Source organism: Solwaraspora sp. WMMD792 (genome assembly GCF_029626105.1).
Lineage (GTDB): Bacteria > Actinomycetota > Actinomycetes > Mycobacteriales > Micromonosporaceae > Micromonospora_E.
On the sequence record NZ_JARUBH010000009.1, the window covers coordinates 6,685,493 to 6,708,435 of the forward strand.

Below are 22,943 nucleotides of genomic sequence, written 5' to 3' on the forward strand. Positions count from 1 at the left end.
GCTTCAACGGTCCGCGCGGCGGTCCTCGGCGACCTCGGTGACCCCCCGGATCAATACCCTGATCCGTCCCGGAATGCGGCTCTAGGTAGTCAAGTAGTTACCTAGAATACTGTCGCCAATCTGACAGTCGTCCGCGCCGACTGGCTACTTGCGGGCAGAATTCGGACTCGTGACTCCCGCCCTAGAGCCGCTTCGCAGGATCGCGGCATACGCTGTCTGTGCCGATTCGGAGGACCGGGTTCTGCTGGTCCGCGCCTCTCCGCGCTCTGGTACACCCGGGGTGTGGTCGCTGCCGGGAGGAGCAGTGGACCACGGGGAGGATCCCAACCACACCGTCGTCCGGGAGACCGCTGCGGAAACTGGCATTTCGGTCGCGGTCACCGGGTTGCGGGACGTCCTCGCCGACATGCGCTCCCTTCCCCGGCGCGGCATCACCCTGCACACCGACCGGTTGATCTACGACGCGTCGATCCGTGGCGGACAGATCTGCCACCGGATCAACCAGCCCACCGACCTCGCCCGGTGGTGCAGCCTGGACGAGGCGAAGCAACTGCCGCTGCGTCCGTTCACCGCCAGCGCTCTCGGTCTGCCGCCGGAGACGATCGACCTGCGGCCGGACACCGCTCCCGACTTCCCGTCGTTCTACGCCGTACCTGGGCCGGACGGGCTGCACCGGGCGCAACGGTTCGCGGCGTACGCGGTCGCCACCGATCCGGCCCGGCGGGTCCTGCTGACCCGGATCGCGCCCGGCTACCCGGGTGCCGGTCGGTGGCATCTGCCCGGCGGTGGCACCGACTACGGCGAGCAGCCCGGCACGGCGCTGATCCGCGAGCTGGTCGAGGAGACCGGCCAGCGTGGCCGGCTGGTCCGGCTGCTCGGCGTGGCCAGCCACCGGGACGCGGCCTCGCTCGGTCCGGAGGGCTACCCGATCGACTGGCACGGGGTGCGCGCCTTCTATCAGGTGGAGGTGGACCGCCCGTCCCTGCCGATCGTCACTGACATCGGTGGGTCGACCTCGGAGGCCCGCTGGTTCGCCCGGACGGATCTGGCAGCCATCCGGTCGGAGTTGACCGAGGTGACCGCCGAGGCGGTCGGAGCCGCCCAGCTGGTCTGACCCTGACCCCGGCGGTGCCTCCGACGCTCGGCGGCGCCGCCGGGAAGGCCGTGGTCGGCGCTAGCTCCAGCTAGCGCTGCTTGCTTGAGCTAGCGTATCGCCGTGAGTAGGTGACCGGTTTGGCCCGGACGAACCGGCATAACTCAGACTGATCTCTCGCCATCCCGCGTCGGCTGTGCAATGGTGTAGGCCGCATAATCGGGCGTCCGGCGCAAGTTGCGCGGGACGACCGACCGATGATGGAGGGATCCGTGGCGAGAGCCCCGTGGCGGCGGCGGCGTACGACTGACAGTCCCCGGCCGGCAGGACGTCAATGGGCGGGCCGTCGATGGACCGGTCCGCTTCGTCGTAGTGGCAGCCTGGCCCGCCAGGTCCTGCTGGTGCGGGTCGGCCGCAGCGGCAGCGACCGGCTCCGGTTCGGCCGGCGGTCGGCGGACTCCGTCGGGCGGTACCGGGTCGACCCGCTGACGGCGGCCGAGATCGCCGCGATCGCTCCGCTCAGCCCGGCGGTCGGTCCGGTCGGTCCGGCACCTGCCACCGGCGTCGAGGACCACCCGATCACCCCTGACGACCACACCGCCACGGCGGACAGCCGGCCCGGCGTGCTGCCGCCGGCTCCCGTACCGCTGCTGCCCGGCACCCCGACGGCCGCCCGGCGGGCCGGCTTCGTGCTGGTCAACTCGACCACGCTGGCCAGCCTCACGCTCGGTCTCACCGCCATCTTCCTGGCGATGGAAGGCGACGTACGCCCGGCTGCGGCCTGCCTGATCGCCTGCGTGGTCTTTGACGGACTCGACGGGGCGCTGGCCCGCCGGCTCGGGGTGGCGAGCCCGTTCGGCGCGCAGATGGACTCACTCGCCGACATGTGCTCGTTCGGGCTCGCCGCCCCGGTCGTCGTCTACGCCTCGCTGGCCGGCTCGGTCTCCACCACCGCCGCGGCGGTCGCCTGCGCCCTGGTCGCCGGCTGCGCAGCGATCCGGCTGGCCCGGTTCAACGTGTCGCCGTGCGACGGCCGGTTCTTCACCGGCGTACCGACCACACTGGCCGCCGCCGTCCTCGGTCTCGGCGTGCTGATCGACGTCCCGATCCCCGGCGGTGCGCAGCTGGCGGTCGTGGCGCTGCTGGCCTTCGCGATGGTCTCCAGCTTCCCGTACGCGAAGCTGGCCCGGCTGATCAAGCTGCCGCCGTGGCTGTGGGTCGTGCCGGTGGTCGGCGCGTTGATCGACGCCCGGCTGACCTTCGGCCTGATCGTGCTGGCCTACCTGGTGAGCGGGCCGTTGCTCTGGCTGCACCAGCGGCGGGCCACCTGACCCTCAGTCACCGGCCGGCCCCGACCGGCCGGCCCTCTGCGGGTCAGCGCCAGCGGGCGATCACTGAGCTGCCACCGGCCACCCGGTCACCCGGCCCGACCAGCGCCTCGGCGGCGTCCGCCGGCAGGTAGACGTCGGTGCGGGATCCGAACCTGATCAGCCCGAACCGCTCACCCTTGGCGAGCAGACTGCCGACCGGGGCGCGGTGCACGATCCGGCGGGCCACCATCCCGGTACGCTGCGCGACCACCACCCGGCCCCGAGCGGTCTCCAGCACCGTGTACGCGGCGACGTTGTGCTCCGCGGCCGGCTTCATCGCGGCGGCGAAACCCCCGTCGGTGACGAAGTGGTCGACCACCCGGCCGGCGACCGGACTGCGGTTGACGTGCACGTCGAGCACCGAGAGGAAGACCGCGATCCGTAGGAACCCGGCGGCACCGAGTCGTTCGTCGTGCACCCGTTCCACCGACAGCACCCGGCCGTCGCTCGCCGCGACCACGGCGGTCGGGTCCTCCGGTACGTCGCGTTGCGGGTCGCGGAAGAACGCGGCGACCGGGCCGGCGGCCAACGCTGGCAGCAGCCAGAGCCGGCTCTTCGGCCGGGCCAGCCGGGTCGCGGCGGCCAGCCCGAGGGCGATCCCGGCGGCGGCCACGCCGCTGGAGTCGATGTGCATCCCCCGGGTCAGCGGAACGCTGCTGGTCCGGAACGCCGGCCCGAGCTTGGCGGCCCGGTCGACCGGTGCCGGGGTGAACCGCAGCCGGTGCACCCGCAGCGGCGGGACGTTGCGCAGCACCAGGTCACTGCCGACGCCGAAGAGCGCCGCCTGCCGATCCAACTCGGCGGCCGCACCGGAGGTGCCGCCCGGCAGCGCCGCGACGGCCACGGACAGTACGGCGCCTTCGGTGAGGTACTTGCCGTAGCCGTCGATCATCGTGCGGGCCTGTTCACCACTTCCGGTGAGGACGGTTCCGACGATCAGTAGATCGGCCGGGTCGGCGGCCGACACCGTCTCGATCACCCGGACCCGTTCGTCGACCCACGGGCCGTGACTGGCGATCTCCGCCCGCAGTTGTGCCGTCTGGTCGACGCTGGCCGGCACCACGGTCATCGTGTCGCCGGGCAGCAGTGCGTCGATGGCGGCGTCGACCACCCTCGCTCCCGGAACCACCTCGACCAGCAGGACGTGCTTCGCCGCGTTGTCCCGGGCGAGTTCGGCGGACAGCGCTCGGGCGGCGCGCTCGCCGATGTCGACGCGGGTGCGAAGCACGGAAGCGACTGGTACGGGGGTGTCGGACATGGCGGGCGGGCTCCTCGCGGCAATGGTGGGACGCGGACCCAGCATAGGTGCACCACCGGTGGGCTGCAGCGGGCCGTCAACCACCCGACCCGCTGGGCGGGGTAGCCGGCTGGTCGGGCGCGAGCTCGCCGGGCGCGGCGGCGTCGGGCGTCCGGGCGTCGGCGTCCGCCGGTCCGCCGCTGTGCTCGTCGGCGTCCGCCGGCCCGTTGTCCTGGCCAGCGGTGCCAGCGGGAGGTTCGCGGCGGCCGGACCGCAAAGCACCGACCAACCCGAGTACGCCGATCAGGATCAGCCCGCCGGCGACGATCCAGCCGACTCGAGGCAGCGGTAGGTTGACTGACTGGGCGATCAACCACCAACCGGCGATCAGGAGGAAGATCAGCCCGAAGGTGAGGGAGACGCCGTCGGTACGATGCCGTTTCATCGGATGACCTCCAAGTCGCCAGCGTTGATTTCGATCCGCAGGGTGAGTTCGCCGCCGCCGGTGCCGTCCGATCCGAGGTCCTCCACGACGCGGCTGCCCTGCTCGAAGCCGTCCCAGCGGTGGCCGAGCACGGACGCGTTGCCGGCGTTCATGTCGGTCACGGTCCGGACGTCGACCTCGTCCGGCAGGTAGACGCGGAGTTTGCCGAACGACAGCGAGACCGTCACGTCCTTCTGGCGGTCGGTGAAGTCCACGCCGCGCAGGTCCAGTACGGCGTCGCCGAATGTCGCCGCGTACCGCGAATCCACCTGGCCGTAGGTTGCCGGTTTCCACACCACCGGCTCCGACGTGGCCTCCTTGGCCGACTCGACGAGGCTGGAGACACCGACCGCGGCGGCAGCCGTCAGACCCAGCGCGATGAGCCAGCGGGCCCGGCCGATCCAGGCCCCGACCAGCAACCCGACCGCGATCGTGGCGAGTACCGCCGCGAAGTAGGCCGAGGGTGGCGTGGGCGCCAGGTCGGTCAGGTCGAGCGCGGCGACCAGCCCGAGCACCACGAAGATCATCGAAAAGGTGATGGTGCCCAGCCGGGACCGTTCCTTGCGGGGCCGTGGTGCGGCCGCCGGCGGCGGCGGGACCGGCGGCGGGGGGAACTGCCCCGGTGGCCCGCTACGACCGGCGTACGGGCCGTAGGGCGCGAACGGTGCCCGGTAGCCCCCGGCCGGTGGTGGCGGGCCTACCGGCGGGTACACCGGCAGCGGGTGGGTCGGCGGGTCGTCCGGCCGTGGCTGGGCCAGCTGCCCGGCGGCGACCGGTACGGCTGCTCCCGCTGCTCCCGCTACCGGCGCGGGCGGCGGTGGTGGGCCGTACCCGTGCGGCGGTGGTGGGCCGTACCCCGCCAGCGGTGGGCCGTACCCGGGTGGTGGTGGGCCGTATCCCGGCGGTGCCGGCGCCGGGGGTCCGGCCGGTCGCGGGCCGTTCTCCCGGAAACTGCGGTTGAGCAGCAACGCGCCGCCGATCAGCACCGCCGAGCCGAGCAGGACGGCCCGGAACCCGTCGGTGACGATGAAGCCGAACATGACAGCGGCGAGGATGCCGATCACCAGTACGACGACCGGTGACGTGCTCGACCGGCCCCGGCCCAGCAGCCCTTCCACCGGCGAGGTGCTGTCCCCCTCACTCGGGGTGGCCAGCCACACCACCAGATACACCAGGATGCCGATGCCGCCGAAGAAGCCGAGCACCGCCAGCAGCACCCGCCACAGGACCGGGTCGGTGTTGGTGGCCCGGCCGATGGCCCCGCACACCCCGGCCAGGTACCGGCCCTGACGCGGCCTGATCAATCCGTACCGCGAGGCGAGGGCCTCGGCCTGCGGTGGCGGTGGCGGCCAGCCGTACCCGGGGGCGTCCGTCGGCGGGGCCGACGCGGTCCCGTCGGCCGGCTCGCCCGCTGCGCCGGGCTGCTGTGCCGACTCGTCCGCCGGGTCGGGTTGCGGTGCCTGCTCGCCCGCTGTGCCGGGCTGCGGTGCCGACTCTTCCGCATGGTCGGGCGGCTGCGCCGGTCTGGTCGCTGGGTCGGGTGGCTGAGCCGGTCCACCTGGCTTGGTCGGGTCGTCGGTCATACTTGTGATCCTCCGTGCCCGGCTGTCCGACCTGCCTCGGGAATCGACCCTGACGCCACCCTGACTTTCCAGACCGTGGTTGTCCGGGACGTCCCCGTGGTCGCGCGGGTCGTCGCCGTGTGACGATCGAATCCACCGGCCGAATTCGCCGGCCGAACTCACCGCCAGCGGGCGCCGGCCGGATCGGCCGTCAGATCGTCCACGTCCCATCCGCCGAGGAGGCAGCGATCACTACCGCGATCGAGCCACCACGTCTGTATCGCAGTCGCGAGCAGCGGGTGGTCGCCGGAGTCGCCGCCGGGATCGCCCACCACCTGCGACTGCCGGTGGTCGGCGTCCGGGTGGCGTTCGTCGTACTGATCGGGTTCAGCGGACTCGGCGTGCTGCTCTACGCGGCGTTCTGGGCGGTGGTGCCACCCGCGACCACCGGACCGCCGAAGCGTCGCGACCTGGGCGAACTACTGCCGTTCGTGGCGATCGGCCTCGGCATCATCCTGATCCAGGTGCTGGTCTTCGAGTCCAGCGGGGTGAGTGCCACCGCCGGCTGGCTGGTGGCGGTCATCGCGGTCGGGACCGGGATCATCTGGCACCAGTCGGCACCGGAACGGCGGCGCGCCTGGCGGGAGACCCTGCCGCAGGTGCCGTGGCTGGGTGCGGTGGTCGACGAGAGCGACCGCCGGGCCTTCCTGCTGCGGTTCATCGGCGGCGGGCTGCTGGTGGCGGTCGGCGTGATCGGGGTGGCCGCGGTGTACTCGCCCCGGGGCGACTTCGCCGCCGTCGTCAACGGCGTCATCTTCGCCCTGGTCGGTCTCGCCGGCGTCGGGGTGGTCACCGCCCCGGTGCTGTGGCGGACGTTCAACCAGCTGCGCGCCGAGCGGGAAGGCCGGGTCCGGGAGCAGGAGCGGGCCGAGCTGGCCGCGATGATCCACGACCAGGTGCTGCACACCCTGGCGCTGATCCAGCGCAACGCCGCCGACCCGAAGACCGTGCAGCGGCTGGCCCGGGGTCAGGAACGGACCCTGCGGAACTGGCTCTACAAGCCGACGGCCTCGCCGACCGAGCGCTTCGCGGCGGCGTTGGAGCAGGTGGCGGCCGAGGTGGAGGACACCTTCGGGTTGTCCGTCGAGGCGGTCGTGGTGGGTGACCGGGGCACCGACGAACGGGTCGGCGCGTTGGTGGCGGCGACCCGGGAGGCGCTGGTCAACGCGGCGCGGCACGCCGGGGTGCAGACCGTGTCGCTGTACGCGGAGGTGGAGCCGGAGCAGCTCAGCGTCTTCGTCCGGGACCGGGGTACAGGCTTCGACCCGTCCCGGGTGGAGGAGCACCGGCATGGGGTGCGCGGCTCGATCGTCGGCCGGATGCGCCGGCACGGCGGTCGAGCCGAGATCATCAGTACGCCGGGCTCGGGCACCGAGGTCCGGCTGACGCTGCCGGTCGGGCCGGAGAGCCGGCGGCCCGGGCCGGAGAGTCCACAGCCCACGCCGGAGCGTCGGCAGCCTGGAGAGGGGCAGAGATGAGTGAACCGATCAGCCGGCCGGCGGCGGGTGGGGCACCGGGGCAGCCGGACGGACGGCGGTTGCGGGTCTTCCTGGTCGACGACCATGCGATGTTCCGTACCGGGGTCCGCGCCGAACTCGGTGCCCACGTGGATGTGGTGGGCGAGGCGAGCACGGTGGCCGAGGCGGTCAGCGGGATCGCCGCGGTCGGTCCGGACGTGGTGCTGCTCGACGTACACATGCCTGATGGTGGGGGACGGGCGGTGCTGGACGCGGTGCTACGGGGCTCCGGCGTGGCGCGGCCGTCGGTGCGGTTCCTGGCGCTGAGCGTCTCGGATGCGGCGGAGGACGTGATCGGGCTGATCCGGGCCGGCGCCCGTGGCTACGTGACGAAGACGATCTCACCGGACGATCTGGCGGCGGCGATCCAGCGGGTGGCCGACGGGGACGCGGTGTTCAGCCCTCGGCTGGCCGGGTTCGTGCTGGACGCGTTCGCCTCCCGGTCGGACGCGCCGGTGGTGGATCCGGAGCTGGACCAGCTGACCAACCGGGAGCGGGAGGTGCTGCGGTTGCTCGCCCGGGGCTACGCCTACAAGGAGATCGCCAAGGAGCTGTTCATCTCGATCAAGACGGTGGAGACCCACGTCTCCAACGTGTTGCGCAAGCTGCAGATGTCGAACCGGTACGAACTGTCCAGATGGGCGGCGGACCGCCGGCTCATCTGACCGACCAGCGGACTTGCTCTATCTCCCGGATGGTGGGAACCTGGTTGGCGTTCGTCCGCAGTCGATCATGACGGGCCTGGTTGTGGGCTCGTGATGGGTCTGCTGCGGACCGGTGTTAATCCTGAGGTTACAAGCCGGCAATTGCCGTCAATCCGGCATCCGGGCACCTCGGACAAGTGGTGACTAATCGTATTGACTTGACATCCGAACGTGATGGAGGGGTCGCGGGGAAGGTCACACGAGGGCGTTCCTACTCTGCGGTAATAAAGGTTGTACAGTGGTCCGATGCCCAGGTCAGGGCGGGTCCGAACGACGGTTGAGTGATCTTGACCGGAGTATCGGGGCCGTCCCGGCCGCGTATCACCTTGATAACGGCACCTTCACGCAACGGGCTACCTGGTGTCACAGTGTCAGTCACCTCACAACCCCCCCGTGAGCGCCCTGAGGAGGCTCTCCCATGCGTGGGAAAACCCTAAAGGTGGCGGTCGCAGCGACCGCCATCGCTCTGTTCGCCACCGCTTGCAGTAGCGACGGCGAAGACACCACGGAGAACAACAACTCCGGCGGTACGCTTCGCATCTATGCCTCGGAGCCGGCGTTCCTGCTGCCGTCCGCTGGTGACGACGAGCCGTCCATCTTGGTCCTCCGCCAGCTCTACCGTGGCCTGGTCAAGTACAACGCCGAGACCGGTGAGCCGGAGAACGACCTCGCCGAGTCGATCGAGTCCGAGGACAACAAGACCTGGACGGTCACGCTCAAGGACGGCTACACCTTCGACAACGGTGAGCCGGTCAACGCCGACGCCTTCATCCGGGCGTGGAACTACACGGCGTACGGGCCGAACGCCCAGAACAACGCGTACTTCATGAAGCGCATCGTCGGCATCGACGAGGTCAGCGGTGAGGAGCCGGCGGCCGAGGAGCTCTCCGGCCTGCAGAAGGTCGACGAGCTGACCTTCACCGTCGAGCTGAAGGAGCCGTTCGCCGGTTTCCCGGCGATCGTCGGCTACTCCGGGTTCTTCCCGATGGCCGAGGCCTGTCTCGAGGACACCGACGCCTGCAACGAGACCCCGATCGGCAACGGTCCGTACAAGATCGAGGGCAGCTGGGAGCACGACCAGCGGATCCAGCTGGCGCGCAGCGAGACCTGGGCCGGTGAGGAAAAGGGCGCGGCCGACGTCCTGGACTACAAGATCTACGCCGATGTGGACGCCGGCTACGCCGCCTTCCAGTCCGGCGAGCTGGACGTGATGTACACCATCCCGCCGGCGCGGTACCAGGAGGCCAAGCAGCAGTACGGCGACCGGATGTACGAGGCCCCCGGCGACAGCTTCACGTACGTCGGCTTCCCGACCTACGACGAGCGCTTCGCCGACAAGCGGGTCCGGCAGGCCTTCTCGCTCGCGATCGACCGGCAGGGCATCATCGACGCCGTCTTCGACGGCCGGTTCACCCCCGCTGAGGGCGTCGTGGCGCCGACCTTCGACGGCTACCGCCCGGGTGTCTGCGAGTACTGCACCCAGGACGTCGACCGGGCCAAGGAGCTGCTGGAAGAGGCCGGCGGCTGGGACGGCGAGCCGCTGGTGCTGTGGGCCAACGCCGGTGCCGGTCACGAGCAGTGGCTGCAGGCGGTCGGCGACCAGCTGAAGGCCGCGCTGGGCATCGACTACGAGCTGAAGGTCAACCTGCAGTTCCCCGAGTACCTGGCGACCGCCGACGAGAAGGAGTTCACCGGTCCGTTCCGGCTCGGCTGGGGCCCGGACTACCCGGTGGTCGAGACCTACCTCTACCCGCTCTACGGCTCCGGTTCGGACAGCAACAGCTCGGGCTACAACAACCCCGACTTCGACGCGCTGATCGCCCAGGGCGACGCCGCGGCGGACCTCGAGGCGGCGATCCCGTTCTACAACCAGGCCGAGGACATCATCGTGGAGGACATGCCGGTCATCCCGATGTGGTTCAGCAAGATCGCCGCGCTGTACGGCGAGAACGTCGACGAGTTCCACTGGAACAAGATCTCGGACGCTGAGTACGGCAAGATCACTCTGAAGAACTCCTGACCTGCGAGTCTGACTGATCAAGTCGTAACGCGACGTGGCGGCAACGGGAACTCCCACGAGGGGGCCTGTTGCCGCCACGTTTAGCGCCGAGAGGAGACCCCCCAGATGGGGCGCTACGTCATCCGACGGTTGCTCCAGTTCATCCCCACCGTGCTGGGCACCATGTTCCTACTGCACTACGTCACGTCGCTGGGCATCCAGTTCAGCGGCAACCCGGTCCGGGCGATCTTCGGCGACCGCAAGCCGACCGAAGCGCAGCTCGCCGCCATGACCGAGAAGCTCGGCTTCGGCGACCCCTGCCTGGAGCAGCCGGGCAACCCGTGCTTCGGTCTGTTCTTCGACCGCCTGCAGGACATCTTCCTGCGCTTCGACTTCGGCATCAACCTGCAGCAGGAGCCGGTCACCGAACTGGTCTCCCGGGCCCTGCCGCACACCCTCAAGCTGGTGCTCATCGCCATCGTCTTCGAGGCGGTCATCGGCATCTTCGCCGGTGTCCTGGCTGGGCTGCGTAACGGCAGCTTCTGGGACTACCTGGTGAAGATCTCCACGGTCTTCGTCATCTCCGTGCCGATCTTCGTCCTCGGCGTCGTGGTCCGCCAGTACGTCGGCGTCGAGTTCGGCAACGTCCTACGTGGGCAGGACTGGATACCGGAACTGATCTCCCGCGGCGTCTTCGGCGCCGGGTTCATCGCCGACTACCCGACCGCCAGCCTGGTCATCCCCGGCATGGTGCTCGGCGCGGTCTCCCTGGCCACCACCGCCCGGCTCACCCGGACCAGCATCATGGAGAACATCCGGGCCGACTACGTGCGTACCGCCAAGGCCAAGGGTCTGGCGAACCGGCGGGTCATCGGCGTGCACACGCTGCGCAACTCGCTGATCCCGGTGATCACGTACCTCGGTGTCGACATCGGCTCGCTGATGGGCGGCGCGGTGGTCACCGAGCGGATCTTCAACGTACGCGGTATCGGATCGTTGGTCGCCCAGGCCGCCACCTCCGGTGAAGCCTCGGTGGCGATCGGCGTGGTGACCATGCTGGTCATGGTCTTCCTGCTGGTGAACCTGCTGGTGGACCTGCTTTACGCGGTCCTCGACCCGAGGATTCGCTATGAGTGATCGCAATGGACCGAACATCCGGCCCGGTGCCGTGTTGATCCACGGCGGACCGAGCGTAGCGAGGTGCCACCATGAGTGACCCGACCCATCCCACGGCCCCCGCCGGCGGCACCGAGGTGGCACCACCGCCACCCGAACCGGCCCCGGCCCCGGCCACCACCGAACGCAACGCCAGCCTGTGGGCCGACGCCCGGCGGCAACTGCTGCGTGACCCGGTCTTCATCGCCGCGTCGATCTACGTGCTGCTGGTCGCGTCGATGGCCGCCTTCCCCACCCTGTGGACCCGGCAGGACCCGCGCGCCTGTGACGTCCAGCGGACCCGGATCGCGCCCAGCTGGGAGCACCCGTTCGGGTTCAACAACCTGGGCTGCGACTACTACTCGCACGCCATCCACGGGGCCCGGCCGTCGCTGCAGATCGCGATCTTCGCCACGCTGGGCATCGTCCTTCTCGGCGGCACCGCCGGGCTGCTCGCCGGCTACTTCGGCGGCTGGGTGGACGCGATCATTTCGCGGATCACCGACATCTTCTTCTCGCTGCCGTTCCTGCTCGGTGCGATCGTCTTCCTGACCGTGATCAAGCAGCAGAACGTCTGGACGCTGGCCGCTGTTCTGATCGTGCTCGGCTGGACCACCATCGCCCGGATCATGCGCGGCAGCGTGCTCTCCTCCAAGGGCCTGGACTACGTGCAGGCGGCCAAGGCGATGGGGGCCGGGCACGGCCGGCTGATGTTCCGGCACATCCTGCCGAACGCGATCGCCCCGATGGTCGTCTACGCGACGATCACCCTGGGTGCGTTCGTCTCCGCCGAGGCGACGCTGACCTACCTCGGTGTCGGCCTGCAGCCACCGGAGGAGTCCTGGGGCATCATGATCTCCCAGCACCAGGTCTACTTCCTGGACCACCCGTGGCTGCTGCTCTTCCCGTGCGGGCTGCTGGTCGGCACGGTGCTCTCCTTCATCCTCATGGGCGACGCGCTGCGCGACGCCCTCGACCCGAAGCTGCGGTGAGGTGAGCCATGGCGACAGACAGAGACTTCACCGCCACCATCGACGCGCTGCCCGGGCTCGACGCCAGCGCACCGCCGCTGGAGGTCAACGACCTGCAGGTCGAGTTCCGCACCCGCAACGGCATCGCCCGCGCGGTCAACGGGGTGAGCTTCTCGTTGCAGGCCGGCGAGACCCTGGCGATCCTGGGTGAGTCCGGCTGTGGAAAGAGCGTCACCGCCCAGGCGATCATGGGCATCATCGACTCACCGCCCGGGTTCGTCACCGGCGGCGAGATCAAGTACCGGGGCGTGGACCTGCTCAAGCTGCCCGAATCGCAGCGGCGCAAGATCCGGGCCAACCGGGTCGCGATGATCTTCCAGGACGCGCTGTCGGCGTTGAACCCGGTGTTCACCGTCGGCTTCCAGCTCTCCGAGTTGTTCCGCAAGCACCGGGGGATGTCCCGGGCCGACGGAAAGGCCCGGGCGGTCGAACTGCTCGACCTGGTGAAGATCCCGGCCGCCAAACAGCGGGTCAGCGACTTCCCGCACCAGTTCTCCGGCGGCATGCGCCAGCGGGTGATGATCGCGATGGCGTTGGCTCTCGACCCCGAGGTGCTGATCGCCGACGAGCCGACCACCGCCCTCGACGTCACCGTCCAGGCCCAGGTGATGGCCCTGCTCGCGGAGCTGCAGCGGGAACGCAACATGGGCCTGGTGCTGATCACCCACGACATGGGGGTGGTGGCCGACGTCGCCGACCGGATCTCGGTCATGTACGCCGGTCGGGTGGTCGAGGAGGCGCCGGTGCGGGACATCTACGCCTCGCCGGCCCACCCGTACACCAAGGCGCTGCTGGAATCGATCCCCCGGATCGACCTCAAGGGCCAGGAGCTGAACGTCATCAAGGGCCTGCCGCCCGCGTTGACGAACATCCCGGCCGGCTGCTCGTTCAACCCGCGCTGCCGGTACGCGCAGGATGTCTGCCGGGCCGACCCGGAGCCGCCCCGGTTCGCGCTGGCCCCGAGCCGGACCTCCGCCTGCCACTTCTGGAAGGAGGTCAAGGGCGATGAGTGACGTTGTCCTGGAGACCAAGGACCTGGTCAAGCACTTCCCGCTGACCCAGGGCATCCTGTTCAAGAGGCAGATCGGCGCGGTCCGCGCGGTGGACGGGATCAACCTCCAGCTGCACCGGGGCGAGACGCTCGGGATCGTCGGCGAGTCCGGCTGCGGCAAGTCCACCCTGGCCAAGCTGCTGGTCGGGTTGGAGACCCCGTCGTCCGGCTCGATCATGGTGCACGGTGCGGACATCGCCGGCCGCAGCGGCGCCGAGATGCGCCGGGCCCGGCGCAACATCCAGCTGGTGATGCAGGATCCGTACACCTCGCTGAACCCGCGGATGACGGTCGGTGACCTGATCGGTGAGCCGTTCGAGATCCACCCGGACGTGGCGCCGAAAGGCGACCGTAGCCGCCGCGTCCAGGAGCTGTTGGAGCTGGTCGGCCTCAACCCGGACCACATCAACCGCTACCCGCACCAGTTCTCCGGCGGGCAGCGGCAGCGGATCGGCATCGCCCGGGCGCTGGCGCTGCGCCCGGAGATCATCCTCTGCGACGAGCCGGTCTCCGCGCTGGACGTGTCGATCCAGGCGCAGGTGATCAACCTGCTGGAACAGCTGCAGAAGGAACTGGGGCTGTCGTACATCTTCATCGCCCACGACCTGTCGGTGGTGCGGCACATCGCGCACCGGGTCGGCGTGATGTACCTCGGAAAGATCGCGGAGATCGGCACCGAGGAGGAGATCTACGAGCAGCCGACCCACCCGTACACCCAGGCGTTGCTCTCCGCGGTCCCGCTGCCCGACCCGACGGTACGCGGCCTGCGGGACCAGATCGTGCTGGAAGGCGACGTGCCGTCACCGGCGGACCCGCCGTCGGGCTGCCGGTTCCGGACCCGCTGCTGGAAGGCGCAGGACATCTGCGCCGCCGAGGAACCGACCCTGACGGTACGGGCGACTTCGGCGCACCCCAGCGCCTGCCACTTCGCCGAGGTACGCAACGTCGTGCGGGTCACCGAGTAGTCCCGGCGCCGGCCCGCTCGTCGCCTCGCGTCACCTCGACGCACGGCCTGGGCGGGCCGGCTGGGCACCGTGCGGGCCGGTCGGCCGGCCATCGCAGGTGCCGGGTGGTGATCACAACGGGCCGCGGCCTGCCCGCAGCACCAGCAGCGCCAGCTGGGTGCCGTCGGCACCAAGCTCCGACCGGTAGCGGTCGACGATCTCACGTTCCCGGGAGAGCACCAGCCGGGTGCCGCCCGAGGCGATCCGCACCGCGCCCACCTGCTTCGACAGCTCGGCCCGTTCCTGCCAGAGCGCGATCAGGGCGTCGTCGATCTCGTTGATCCTGTTCCGGATGGCCAGGATGCGATCGGCCGCCTCCGGCGCGTCCGTCCCGGTCTGGTGCCGACCGTCGGATCGCCCCGCCGAGCCGGTCGCGCCCGGTTGGCTCGCCTCCTCGGCGGTGCCGGCCGGTGGCGTCGCGCTGCTGTCGGCGGTGTGCGCAACGGCGTTGGTCCCCATGTCCTGCCTCCTGGACTGTCCGGCCCCGGTGGACGCGGAACCCGGAACGCGAAGTGCCCCGGGCTCTCGCGAGAGCCCGGGGCACTTGTAGGTCTGATGATCAGGCGCGACCTACGGCAGCCGGACTCCCGGAACCGTAGCTAAAGAAAAATCGTGCCTGGCGGATCACGCTACGAGTATGCCCAGGCCGGCGACGCCAGCGCAAGAATTCCGCCATCCTCTGGGAAGACACCCAGCGCGCCGACGGCCTGAGCTCGGCGGGCCTGAGCTTTGCGGGCCTGAGCTTTGCGGGCCTGAGCTTTGGCGGGCCTGAGCCTGCGATCCGGGCTGGCGGCGCGGGCGGCGCAGGGCTGTCGGTCGTGCGGCATAGACTCGCCGTGCGATGCATCCACTCTTCGAAACCCCAGCGGCCCCATCCGCACCTGCCACAGATCGGGACGGTCCGTCGGCGGGACCGCCCCCGGTTGAGCCCGGTGTGGCCGGCCGAGGGCCGGTTGAGCCCAATTTGGCCGGTGCCGCGCTGCTGACCGGGCTCAACGGCCCGCAACGGGAGGCAGTCACCCACGCCGGTGGCCCGCTGCTGATCGTCGCCGGTGCCGGTTCCGGCAAGACCAAGGTGCTCACCCACCGGATCGCCTACCTGCTCGCGGCCCGGCAGACCCACCCCGGTGAGGTCCTGGCGATCACCTTCACCAACAAGGCGGCCGGTGAGCTGAAGGAGCGGGTCGGCAACCTGGTCGGGCCACGGGCCCGGATGATGTGGGTCTCCACCTTCCACTCCGCCTGTGTGCGGATTCTGCGGGCCGAGCATGAGCACGCCGGGCTGAAGTCGACGTTCTCCATCTACGACGCGGACGACTCGCGGCGGCTGATGCAACTGGTCGGCCGGGAGCTCGACCTGGACCCGAAGCGCTACCCGGCCCGAGGGCTGGCCACCCAGGTGTCGAACCTGAAGAACGAGCTGGTCGACCCGGAGACGTTCACCGACCGGGCGGCCGGCCCCAACGAGCGGGCCCTGGCCGAGGCGTACACGCTCTATCAGCGTCGGCTGCGCGAGGCGCACGCGCTCGACTTCGACGACCTGATCATGACGACGGTGCACCTGCTGCAGGCCCACCCGCACGTGGCCGGCAGCTACCGGCGGCGGTTCCGCCACGTGCTGGTCGACGAGTACCAGGACACCAACCACGCGCAGTATCAGCTGGTCAAGGAGCTGGTGGGGGACGGTTCGGACGACGTACCGCCGGGGGAGCTCTGCGTGGTCGGCGACGCCGACCAGTCCATCTACGCCTTCCGGGGCGCCACCATCCGCAACATCCTGGAGTTCGAGCGGGACTTCGCCCAGGCCCGCACGATCCTGCTGGAGCAGAACTACCGCTCCACCCAGACGATCCTGACCGCCGCCAACGCGGTGATCACCAACAACGCCGGTCGCAAGCCGAAGCGGCTGTGGAGCGACCAGGGCGACGGCGAGCGGATCGTCGGCTACGTCGCCGACACCGAGCACGCCGAGGCGGACTGGGCGGCCCGGCAGATCGACCGGTTGTGCGACGACGGCGCGGCCCGCCCGGGCGACGTGGCGGTCTTCTACCGCACCAACGCCCAGTCCCGGGTCTTCGAGGAGGTGTTCATCCGGGTCGGCCTGCCGTACAAGGTGGTCGGCGGGGTGCGCTTCTACGAGCGCAAGGAGGTCCGCGACGCGCTGGCCTATCTGCGGGCGGTGGTCAACGCCGACGACACGGTGAGCATCCGGCGGGTGCTCAACACGCCGCGTCGGGGCATCGGCGACCGGGCCGAGGCGTGCGTCGAGGCGCTGGCCGCCCGCGAACGGATCTCGTTCGGTGCCGCGCTGCGGCGGGCGACCGAGGCACCGGGGATCTCCACCCGGGCGGCGAACGCGATCGCCGACTTCGTGGCGCTGCTCGACGGGGTACGGGAGCAACTGGCCACCACCACCCCGGAGGAGGCGTTGGAGTCGGTGCTGCTGCGCTCGGGTTACCTGACCGAGCTGGAGGAGAGCCTGGATCCGCAGGACGCCGGCCGGGTGGAGAACCTGCAGGAGCTGGTCAGCGTGGCCCGCGAGTACACCGAGCGGGTCGAGGCGTCCGACGAGCCGGCGACCGTCGCCGGCTTCCTGGAGCAGGTAGCGCTGGTCGCCGACGCCGACCAGGTGCCCGACGACGACCCGGACCACCAGGGTGTGGTCACCCTGATGACCCTGCACACCGCCAAGGGCCTGGAGTTCCCGGTGGTCTTCCTGACCGGCCTGGAGGACGGCGTCTTCCCGCACCTGCGGGCTCTCGGCGACACCGGGGAGCTGGAGGAGGAGCGGCGGCTGGCGTACGTGGGGATCACCCGGGCCCGGCAGCGCCTGTTCCTGTCCCGGTCGGTGACCCGGGCCGCGTGGGGGCAGCCGGCGTACAACCCGCCGTCGCGGTTCCTCTCCGAGTTGCCGGCCGAGCTGGTCCGCTGGGAGCGGACCGAGGCGGCGTACACCTCCTGGTCGGGCACGGGTGGCGGGGTCGGTGGGCGGTCGGCCGCTGCGGACCGGTCGCCGGTCGCGCGCGGCGGCGGCTTCGCCGGCGGTACGCCGAAGGCCGCCCGCCTCGCTCAGCGGCTCGGGGTGGATCCGAGCCGGCTGAGCACCGCCAGCGAGCTGCCCACCGCGCCCAAGGTGACGGTGGGGGAGCGGGTCAACCACCAGCGGTACGGGCTGGGCCGGGTGCTGGCGGTGGAGGGGCACGGCCCGGGAGCCAGGGCCCAGGTCGACTTCGGTGACCAGACGATGTGGCTGGTGCTGCGGCACGCGCCGATCGAGAAGATCTGACCCGGTCCGTACCGAAGCGGTCAGCAGCCCAGGTCGACGCCGCGTTCGCGCATCCACGGGGCCGGGTCCACCTGGCTCCACAGCCCGCCGACGTGCACCTCGAAGTGCAGGTGCGGGCCGGTGGAGTCGCCGGTGGAGCCCTCCGCGCCGATGGTGTCCCCGGGGGCCACCTGGTCACCGACGGCGACGCTGGTCGCGGAGAGGTGCGCGTAGTGGGTGAGCACACCGCCGCCGTGGTCGATCACCACCGAGATCCCGTAGCCGGTGTACGCCCAGCCGGCGACCTGCACCGTTCCGGCGCCGGCGGCGAGCACCGGGGTGCCGGCCGGCAGGGCCAGGTCGATCCCGGCGTGCAGCACGCCCCAGCGCTGGCCGTAGCAGGAAGTGATCTGGGCGCCGGGCATCGGGGTGACCCAGTCGGCCGTGCTGGCCGCTGTACTCGGCTGCGCCGCCGCCGCGGTCGTGGCCGAGTCACTGCCGTCGCTGCCGTCGTCGTCGGTCTGCCTCGCGGCGTCGTCGGTCGACCTCGCGGTTTCGTCGTCGGTCCCGGTCGGCGCGGCGCCGTCGGCTGCTTCGGTCGGGTCCGCCGGTTGACCGGTCTCCTCGGAGCGGCTGGTGCTGCTGTCGGTGGGCGCCGGGCCGAAACCGGTCTCGTCCCCGCCGCTGTCCGGGGTGGCCGTCGGCTGACGGGTGCTCCGGTCGGCGCGTCCCGCCGAGTCGGCCCGGTTGGCGAGGGCCGAGGCCGTCGCCGGATCGGTCGCGGTGGGGTCGGGGGCGGAGTTGAGTGCGGTGGCCGCGCCGCCGATAGCGAGGGCCGCGACGGCCAGCACGGTGAGGGCGGCGGTACGGGTCCGGCGGCCGAACTCCGCCACCTGGGCGTGCTTGCCGGGCGGAACCAGCCGGTGCAGCCCTGGTGACCGACGCCGGGTCGAGGGCTCGCTGCGCTCCGTGGGCTCGGGGTGCGACACGGGGGTGACCTCCGTGGTAAGGGGGGCACGGACCCGGAAATGGTGGTGTGCCAGGCACAGAGGGTGGGTACCGGGTAGCCGGAGAAGTCGGCGCGCACCGCCCGGAGGCCGGACTTTCGTGACTCTCCGTGGTCAGATGGGGGATTTGCTGGCCCGACCGATAGTGGTACAGATCACAAGATCCAATGTGACGTAGGACATATTTCCGCTGGTGCGGGTAACCGAACTGCACAAAAAACCGCTCAGACCGTACGGTCCGAGCGGTTTTCGTCAGTCACATAGAGTGTCAGGGCTCGACGACGCCACCGTAGATCGCCTCGACCTGCAGCTTGAGGTCCACTCCCTTGCCCCGCAGCCAGGTGATCGGGTCCTGCGGCTCCGAGTCCACGTGCACCTCGAGGTGCAGGTGGGCACCGTAGGAGTGGCCGGTGTTGCCGACGTCGCCGAGCAGATCACCGGCTTCCACCCGCTGACCGGCGGTGACCCGCAACCGGGACGCATGGCCGTAGACGGCCTCGGTCCCGTCGTCGTGCTTGACGATCACGCAGTAGCCGTAGCCGCCGTTCCAGCCGGCGAGGGTGACCGTGCCAGCGTGGATCGAGTGGAACGGGGTGCCCTCGGCGGCGGCCAGGTCGACGCCGGCGTGCAGCTTCCCCCAGCGCATGCCGTACGGAGAGGTGAAGGTGTAGCCGCGCAGTGGCAGCATCCACACGTCCGGAGCGGCCTGGGTCATCGAGGTGGCCGGGGTCCGGTCGGCGTCCCGGGAGGCGCGCTCGGCGTCCTCGGCCCGCTCGCTGATCTGGCTGTCGAGGTCGAGGGCCTGGTCGTCGATCTCCAGGGCCTGGTCGCTCAGCGCGACGCTGTTCTCCAGGTCGGCCAGGGCCGACGGGCTGAGCGTCTTGGCGTCGGGCATCGCGCTGGCCCCGAGGGCGACGACACCCGCGCCGACGACGGCGGTGGTCATGACCGCCGCGTAGCGGCTACGGGGTGGAGTCGGTACGCGGCGACGACCCCGATATCGATCGGGCTCTGACGACAGGCGCTGGCGCACGCACACCCTCCATCGGCGGGTAGTTCGGCGGCGGTGCGAGCATCCGGGACCTCGTTGCGGAACCTGGGATTAACGCTCGTTGGCCGGGTTGGTTCTGGCCGGAGCCAGAGGACAACCGTGGACACGGTAGCCAACCCCTAGGGTCGCCACAACCCGACTCGCGAAAAACTGTTGACGATCTGCGACCGTCCGTTGTGTATTGCCCGATTTCGTAACCTTTTATCGGGCCACTCGTTGGTAACTGCTGGTTACATTGAGCAATACTTATCGTGCGTTCAGTCAGGGTGGATTCGGGGTTGCGGCTCAGGGGCGGCCGGGCTGCCGGCGATGTGCCGAGGTTGGTTAACCTTCGTTAAGGATCGACCGGTCGGCAGGAGGCGCGCAGCGATGGAGACTCGGATCCGGGTGGTGGTGGCGAAGCCTGGTCTCGACGGCCACGACCGCGGCGTCAAAGTGGTGGCCAGGGCGTTGCGGGATGCCGGCATCGAAGTCATCTACACCGGTCTGCACCAGACACCGGAGCAGATCGTCGAGACCGCCATCCAGGAGGATGCCGACGCCATCGGGCTCTCCGTGCTGTCCGGCGCGCACCTGACGCTGTTCCGCCGAGTGCTCGACCTGCTGGGCGAGCGGGGTGCGGACGACATCGTGGTCTTCGGTGGAGGCATCGTCCCCGACGAGGACATCGCGGCACTCAGTGCGCTCGGCGTGGCCAGGATCTTCACCCCTGGGGCGAGCACCGCCGACATCGTCGACTGGGTCCGCGGCAACGTCCCCGCCCGGTGAAGTGGCAACGTCCCCGCCCAGTGAATAAGGTGAGCGGCCCAGCGAAAAGGGTGAGAGGCCGGACGCACCCCTCACACGTCCGGCCTCTCCATGCACGATGCCCCGCCGCCACCCCTCGACCGACAGGGCATCGGCCGCTTCCGTCGGCCCCGCGCTGCGTTTCCGACACCTCACTCAACGACACCTGTCACCGGGGGTTACGTCGCCGGCACACCTTATTTTCGGGGGCGTGCCGGTGGTCGCGACCGGGTCGCCGTACGGCTGGGTGGGCGGCTCGCCGGATGTGTGCAGTTGCGCACACCGTCCGCCCGCCTACTGGCGTCCCAGGGCCGGGTGGTTAGGCTGCGCCAATGGCCGGTCACCGCTCGTGACCGGGAAATCATCTGATTCTGCACGCTGGCGGCGGCGCGACGGCGCGCCGCGGAGACGGAACGGGACGCGCAAACGTGGACCTGTACGAGTACCAGGGGCGCGAGCTGTTCGAGCGACACGGATTGCCCGTGCTCGCCGGCGGCGTCGCCACCACCCCGGAAGAGGCCCGCGCGATCGCCGAGCGCCTCGGCGGCCGTGTCGTGGTCAAGGCCCAGGTCAAGGTCGGTGGTCGAGGCAAGGCCGGCGGCGTGAAGCTGGCCGAGGACGCCGACGAGGCGGTCAGCCACGCCACCAACATCCTCGGTATGGACATCAAGGGGCACACCGTCGGCAAGGTGATGCTGACGGTGACCGCCGACATCGCCGACGAGTACTACCTGTCGTACCTGCTGGACCGGGCCAACCGCACCTTCCTCTGCATCGCCAGTGTCGCGGGCGGGATGGACATCGAGCAGGTCGCCGCCGAGACGCCGGAGCGGGTGGCGAAGATCGCCATCGACGCCAACGTCGGGGTGGACGAGGCCAAGGCCGCCGAGATCGTCACCGCCGCCGGCTTTCCGGCCGAGCTCACCAACCAGATCACCGAGATCGCGGTCCGCCTCTGGCAGGCGTTCATCGCCGAGGACGCCACCCTGGTCGAGGTGAACCCGCTGGCCCGGACCCCCGAGGGTCGGGTGCTCTGCCTCGACGCCAAGGTCACCCTGGATGAGAACGCCGGTTTCCGGCACCCCGACCACGAGGCGATGGTCGACCAGTCCGCGGTCGACCCGCTGGAGCAGCGGGCCAAGGAGAAGGACCTCAACTACGTCAAGCTCGACGGCTCGGTCGGCATCATCGGCAACGGGGCCGGCCTGGTCATGTCCACCCTCGACGTGGTGGCGTACGCCGGCGAGGCGCACGGCGGCGTCAAACCCGCCAACTTCCTCGACATCGGCGGTGGCGCCAGCGCCGCGGTGATGGCCAACGGGCTGGAGATCGTGCTCTCCGACCCGGACGTGCGGACCGTGTTCGTCAACGTCTTCGGCGGGATCACCGCCTGCGACGAGGTGGCCAACGGCGTCGTCCAGGCGCTGGCCCTGCTCGAACAGCGCGGAGAGACGGTGACCAAGCCGCTCGTCGTCCGGCTGGACGGCAACAACGCCGAGGCGGGCCGGGCGATCCTCGACTCGGCCGCCAACCCCCTCGTCGAGCGGGTCGACACCATGGACGGAGCGGCCGAGCGGGCCGCACAGCTCGCCGCAGCGGCGTCCGGCCGCCCGGAAGGACAGTGATCGAGATGGCGATCTGGCTGACCAAGGACTCCAAGGTCATCGTGCAGGGGATGACCGGCTCCGAGGGCTCCAAGCACACCCGGCGGATGCTCGCCGCCGGCACCACCGTCGTCGGCGGGGTCAACCCGCGCAAGGCCGGGCAGCAGGTCGAGTTCGGCGACACCCGGCTGCCGGTGTTCGCCAACGTCGGCGAGGCGATGAAGGAGACCGGAGCCGACGTCACGGTCATCTTCGTCCCGCCGGCGTTCTGCAAGGCGGCGGTGATCGAGGCGATCGACGCCGAGATCCCGCTCGCCGTGGTGATCACCGAAGGCATCCCGGTGCACGACTCGACCGCCTTCTGGGCCTACAACACGGCCAAGGGCGGCAAGACCAGGATCGTCGGTCCGAACTGTCCGGGCATCGCCTCCCCGGGTGCCTCGAACGCCGGCATCATTCCGGCGGACATCACCCCGGCCGGCCGGATCGGCCTGGTCAGCAAGAGCGGCACGCTGACCTACCAGCTGATGTACGAGCTGCGCGACATCGGCTTCTCCACCTGCGTCGGTATCGGCGGTGACCCGGTCATCGGCACCACCCACATCGACGCGCTGGCGGCCTTCCAGGAGGACCCGGAGACCGACGCGATCGTGATGATCGGCGAGATCGGCGGCGACGCCGAGGAGCGGGCCGCGGAGTTCATCAAGGCGAACGTGACCAAACCGGTGGTCGGCTACATCGCCGGGTTCACCGCCCCGCCCGGCAAGACGATGGGCCACGCCGGTGCGATCATCTCCGGCTCGGCGGGCACCGCCGACGCCAAGAAGGTCGCGCTGGAGGCGGCCGGAGTCAAGGTCGGCCGTACGCCGAGCGAGACCGCCCGGCTGATGCGTCAGGTGATCACCGGCGGCTGACCGGCCACAGCCGACATGGGCCGTCGACCGGGAGACCGGTCGGCGGCCG

18 protein-coding genes and 1 pseudogene are annotated in these 22,943 nt (G+C 70.4%); 13 read left to right on the plus strand and 6 right to left on the minus strand.

What is annotated here, in order from left to right:
* The first annotated feature begins 169 nt into the window (after positions 1–169).
* The gene (locus O7629_RS31155; RefSeq protein ID WP_278173801.1) at positions 170–1,114 is read left to right on the plus strand and encodes an NUDIX domain-containing protein; all 945 of its coding nucleotides are present in this window, start codon (positions 170–172) and stop codon (positions 1,112–1,114) included.
* A 251-nt stretch (positions 1,115–1,365) separates the two neighbouring features.
* A complete protein-coding gene (locus tag O7629_RS31160) occupies positions 1,366–2,424 on the plus strand; it encodes a phosphatidylcholine/phosphatidylserine synthase (protein ID WP_278173803.1) in 1,059 nt (352 codons plus the stop codon).
* A 43-nt stretch (positions 2,425–2,467) separates the two neighbouring features.
* Here O7629_RS31160 and O7629_RS31165 read toward each other — a convergent pair whose 3' ends face one another.
* The 3 genes and pseudogenes from O7629_RS31165 to O7629_RS31175 all read right to left on the minus strand — a co-directional run bounded on the left by O7629_RS31165 (position 2,468) and on the right by O7629_RS31175 (position 5,767).
* The gene (locus O7629_RS31165) at positions 2,468–3,721 is read right to left on the minus strand and encodes a phosphatidylserine decarboxylase (protein WP_278173804.1); all 1,254 of its coding nucleotides are present in this window, start codon (positions 3,719–3,721) and stop codon (positions 2,468–2,470) included.
* Positions 3,722–3,962: 241 nt separating this feature from the next.
* A pseudogene (locus tag O7629_RS33680) lies at positions 3,963–4,145 on the minus strand (hypothetical protein); the annotation flags it as partial.
* Entirely contained in the window at positions 4,142–5,767 is a 1,626-nt protein-coding gene (locus O7629_RS31175) for a PspC domain-containing protein (protein ID WP_278173808.1), read from the minus strand. The pseudogene O7629_RS33680 and the gene O7629_RS31175, both read right to left, overlap by 4 nt.
* Before the next feature lie 239 nt (positions 5,768–6,006).
* Between O7629_RS31175 and O7629_RS31180 the strand changes: the two genes are divergently transcribed.
* The 7 genes from O7629_RS31180 (at position 6,007) to O7629_RS31210 (ending at position 14,228) form a co-directional block, all read left to right on the plus strand.
* The gene (locus O7629_RS31180) at positions 6,007–7,284 is read left to right on the plus strand and encodes an ATP-binding protein (RefSeq protein WP_278174762.1); all 1,278 of its coding nucleotides are present in this window, start codon (positions 6,007–6,009) and stop codon (positions 7,282–7,284) included.
* Positions 7,281–7,988 (plus strand): response regulator transcription factor, encoded by a 708-nt coding sequence (locus tag O7629_RS31185; RefSeq protein ID WP_278173810.1) that lies wholly within the window; start codon positions 7,281–7,283, stop codon positions 7,986–7,988. The genes O7629_RS31180 and O7629_RS31185 overlap by 4 nt, the downstream gene beginning before the upstream one ends.
* A 457-nt stretch (positions 7,989–8,445) precedes the next feature.
* Positions 8,446–10,047, plus strand: coding sequence for an ABC transporter substrate-binding protein (locus O7629_RS31190; RefSeq protein WP_278173812.1), 1,602 nt, complete (start codon positions 8,446–8,448; stop codon positions 10,045–10,047).
* Positions 10,048–10,152: 105 nt separating this feature from the next.
* The gene (locus O7629_RS31195) at positions 10,153–11,163 is read left to right on the plus strand and encodes an ABC transporter permease (protein WP_278173814.1); all 1,011 of its coding nucleotides are present in this window, start codon (positions 10,153–10,155) and stop codon (positions 11,161–11,163) included.
* 71 nt (positions 11,164–11,234) lie between these two features.
* The gene (locus tag O7629_RS31200) at positions 11,235–12,173 is read left to right on the plus strand and encodes an ABC transporter permease (RefSeq protein WP_347403705.1); all 939 of its coding nucleotides are present in this window, start codon (positions 11,235–11,237) and stop codon (positions 12,171–12,173) included.
* Between the two features lie 8 nt (positions 12,174–12,181).
* Positions 12,182–13,225 carry an ABC transporter ATP-binding protein gene (locus O7629_RS31205; protein WP_278173816.1) on the plus strand — a complete coding sequence of 348 codons (1,044 nt, stop codon included), beginning with the start codon at positions 12,182–12,184 and terminating at the stop codon, positions 13,223–13,225.
* Entirely contained in the window at positions 13,218–14,228 is a 1,011-nt protein-coding gene (locus O7629_RS31210; RefSeq protein ID WP_278173818.1) for a dipeptide ABC transporter ATP-binding protein, read from the plus strand. Before O7629_RS31205 ends, O7629_RS31210 begins: the two co-directional genes overlap by 8 nt.
* A gap of 111 nt (positions 14,229–14,339) precedes the next feature.
* Here O7629_RS31210 and O7629_RS31215 read toward each other — a convergent pair whose 3' ends face one another.
* Entirely contained in the window at positions 14,340–14,726 is a 387-nt protein-coding gene (locus tag O7629_RS31215; protein WP_278173819.1) for a chorismate mutase, read from the minus strand.
* A 382-nt stretch (positions 14,727–15,108) separates the two neighbouring features.
* On the opposite strand from O7629_RS31215, the gene pcrA reads away from it, so the two are divergent.
* Positions 15,109–17,553: a DNA helicase PcrA gene (pcrA, locus tag O7629_RS31220; protein WP_278173820.1), complete on the plus strand. Its 2,445-nt coding sequence runs from the start codon at positions 15,109–15,111 to the stop codon at positions 17,551–17,553.
* Positions 17,554–17,573: 20 nt separating this feature from the next.
* On the opposite strand, the gene O7629_RS31225 is transcribed toward pcrA, so the two are convergent.
* Both O7629_RS31225 and O7629_RS31230 read right to left on the minus strand, forming a co-directional pair.
* Positions 17,574–18,359 carry a M23 family metallopeptidase gene (locus O7629_RS31225; protein WP_347403743.1) on the minus strand — a complete coding sequence of 262 codons (786 nt, stop codon included), beginning with the start codon at positions 18,357–18,359 and terminating at the stop codon, positions 17,574–17,576.
* Positions 18,360–18,807: 448 nt separating this feature from the next.
* On the minus strand, positions 18,808–19,572 hold the full coding sequence (locus O7629_RS31230) for a M23 family metallopeptidase (RefSeq protein WP_278173823.1): 765 nt from the start codon (positions 19,570–19,572) through the stop codon (positions 18,808–18,810).
* A gap of 387 nt (positions 19,573–19,959) precedes the next feature.
* On the opposite strand from O7629_RS31230, the gene O7629_RS31235 reads away from it, so the two are divergent.
* From O7629_RS31235 to sucD, 3 genes are all read left to right on the plus strand, one after another.
* Positions 19,960–20,358 (plus strand): cobalamin B12-binding domain-containing protein, encoded by a 399-nt coding sequence (locus O7629_RS31235; RefSeq protein ID WP_278173825.1) that lies wholly within the window; start codon positions 19,960–19,962, stop codon positions 20,356–20,358.
* 446 nt (positions 20,359–20,804) lie between these two features.
* Complete coding sequence (gene sucC / locus O7629_RS31240; protein ID WP_278173826.1) at positions 20,805–22,001, plus strand: ADP-forming succinate--CoA ligase subunit beta; 1,197 nt, start codon at positions 20,805–20,807, stop codon at positions 21,999–22,001.
* A 5-nt stretch (positions 22,002–22,006) separates the two neighbouring features.
* On the plus strand, positions 22,007–22,894 hold the full coding sequence (gene sucD / locus O7629_RS31245; protein WP_278173827.1) for a succinate--CoA ligase subunit alpha: 888 nt from the start codon (positions 22,007–22,009) through the stop codon (positions 22,892–22,894).
* Positions 22,895–22,943 lie beyond the last annotated feature (49 nt).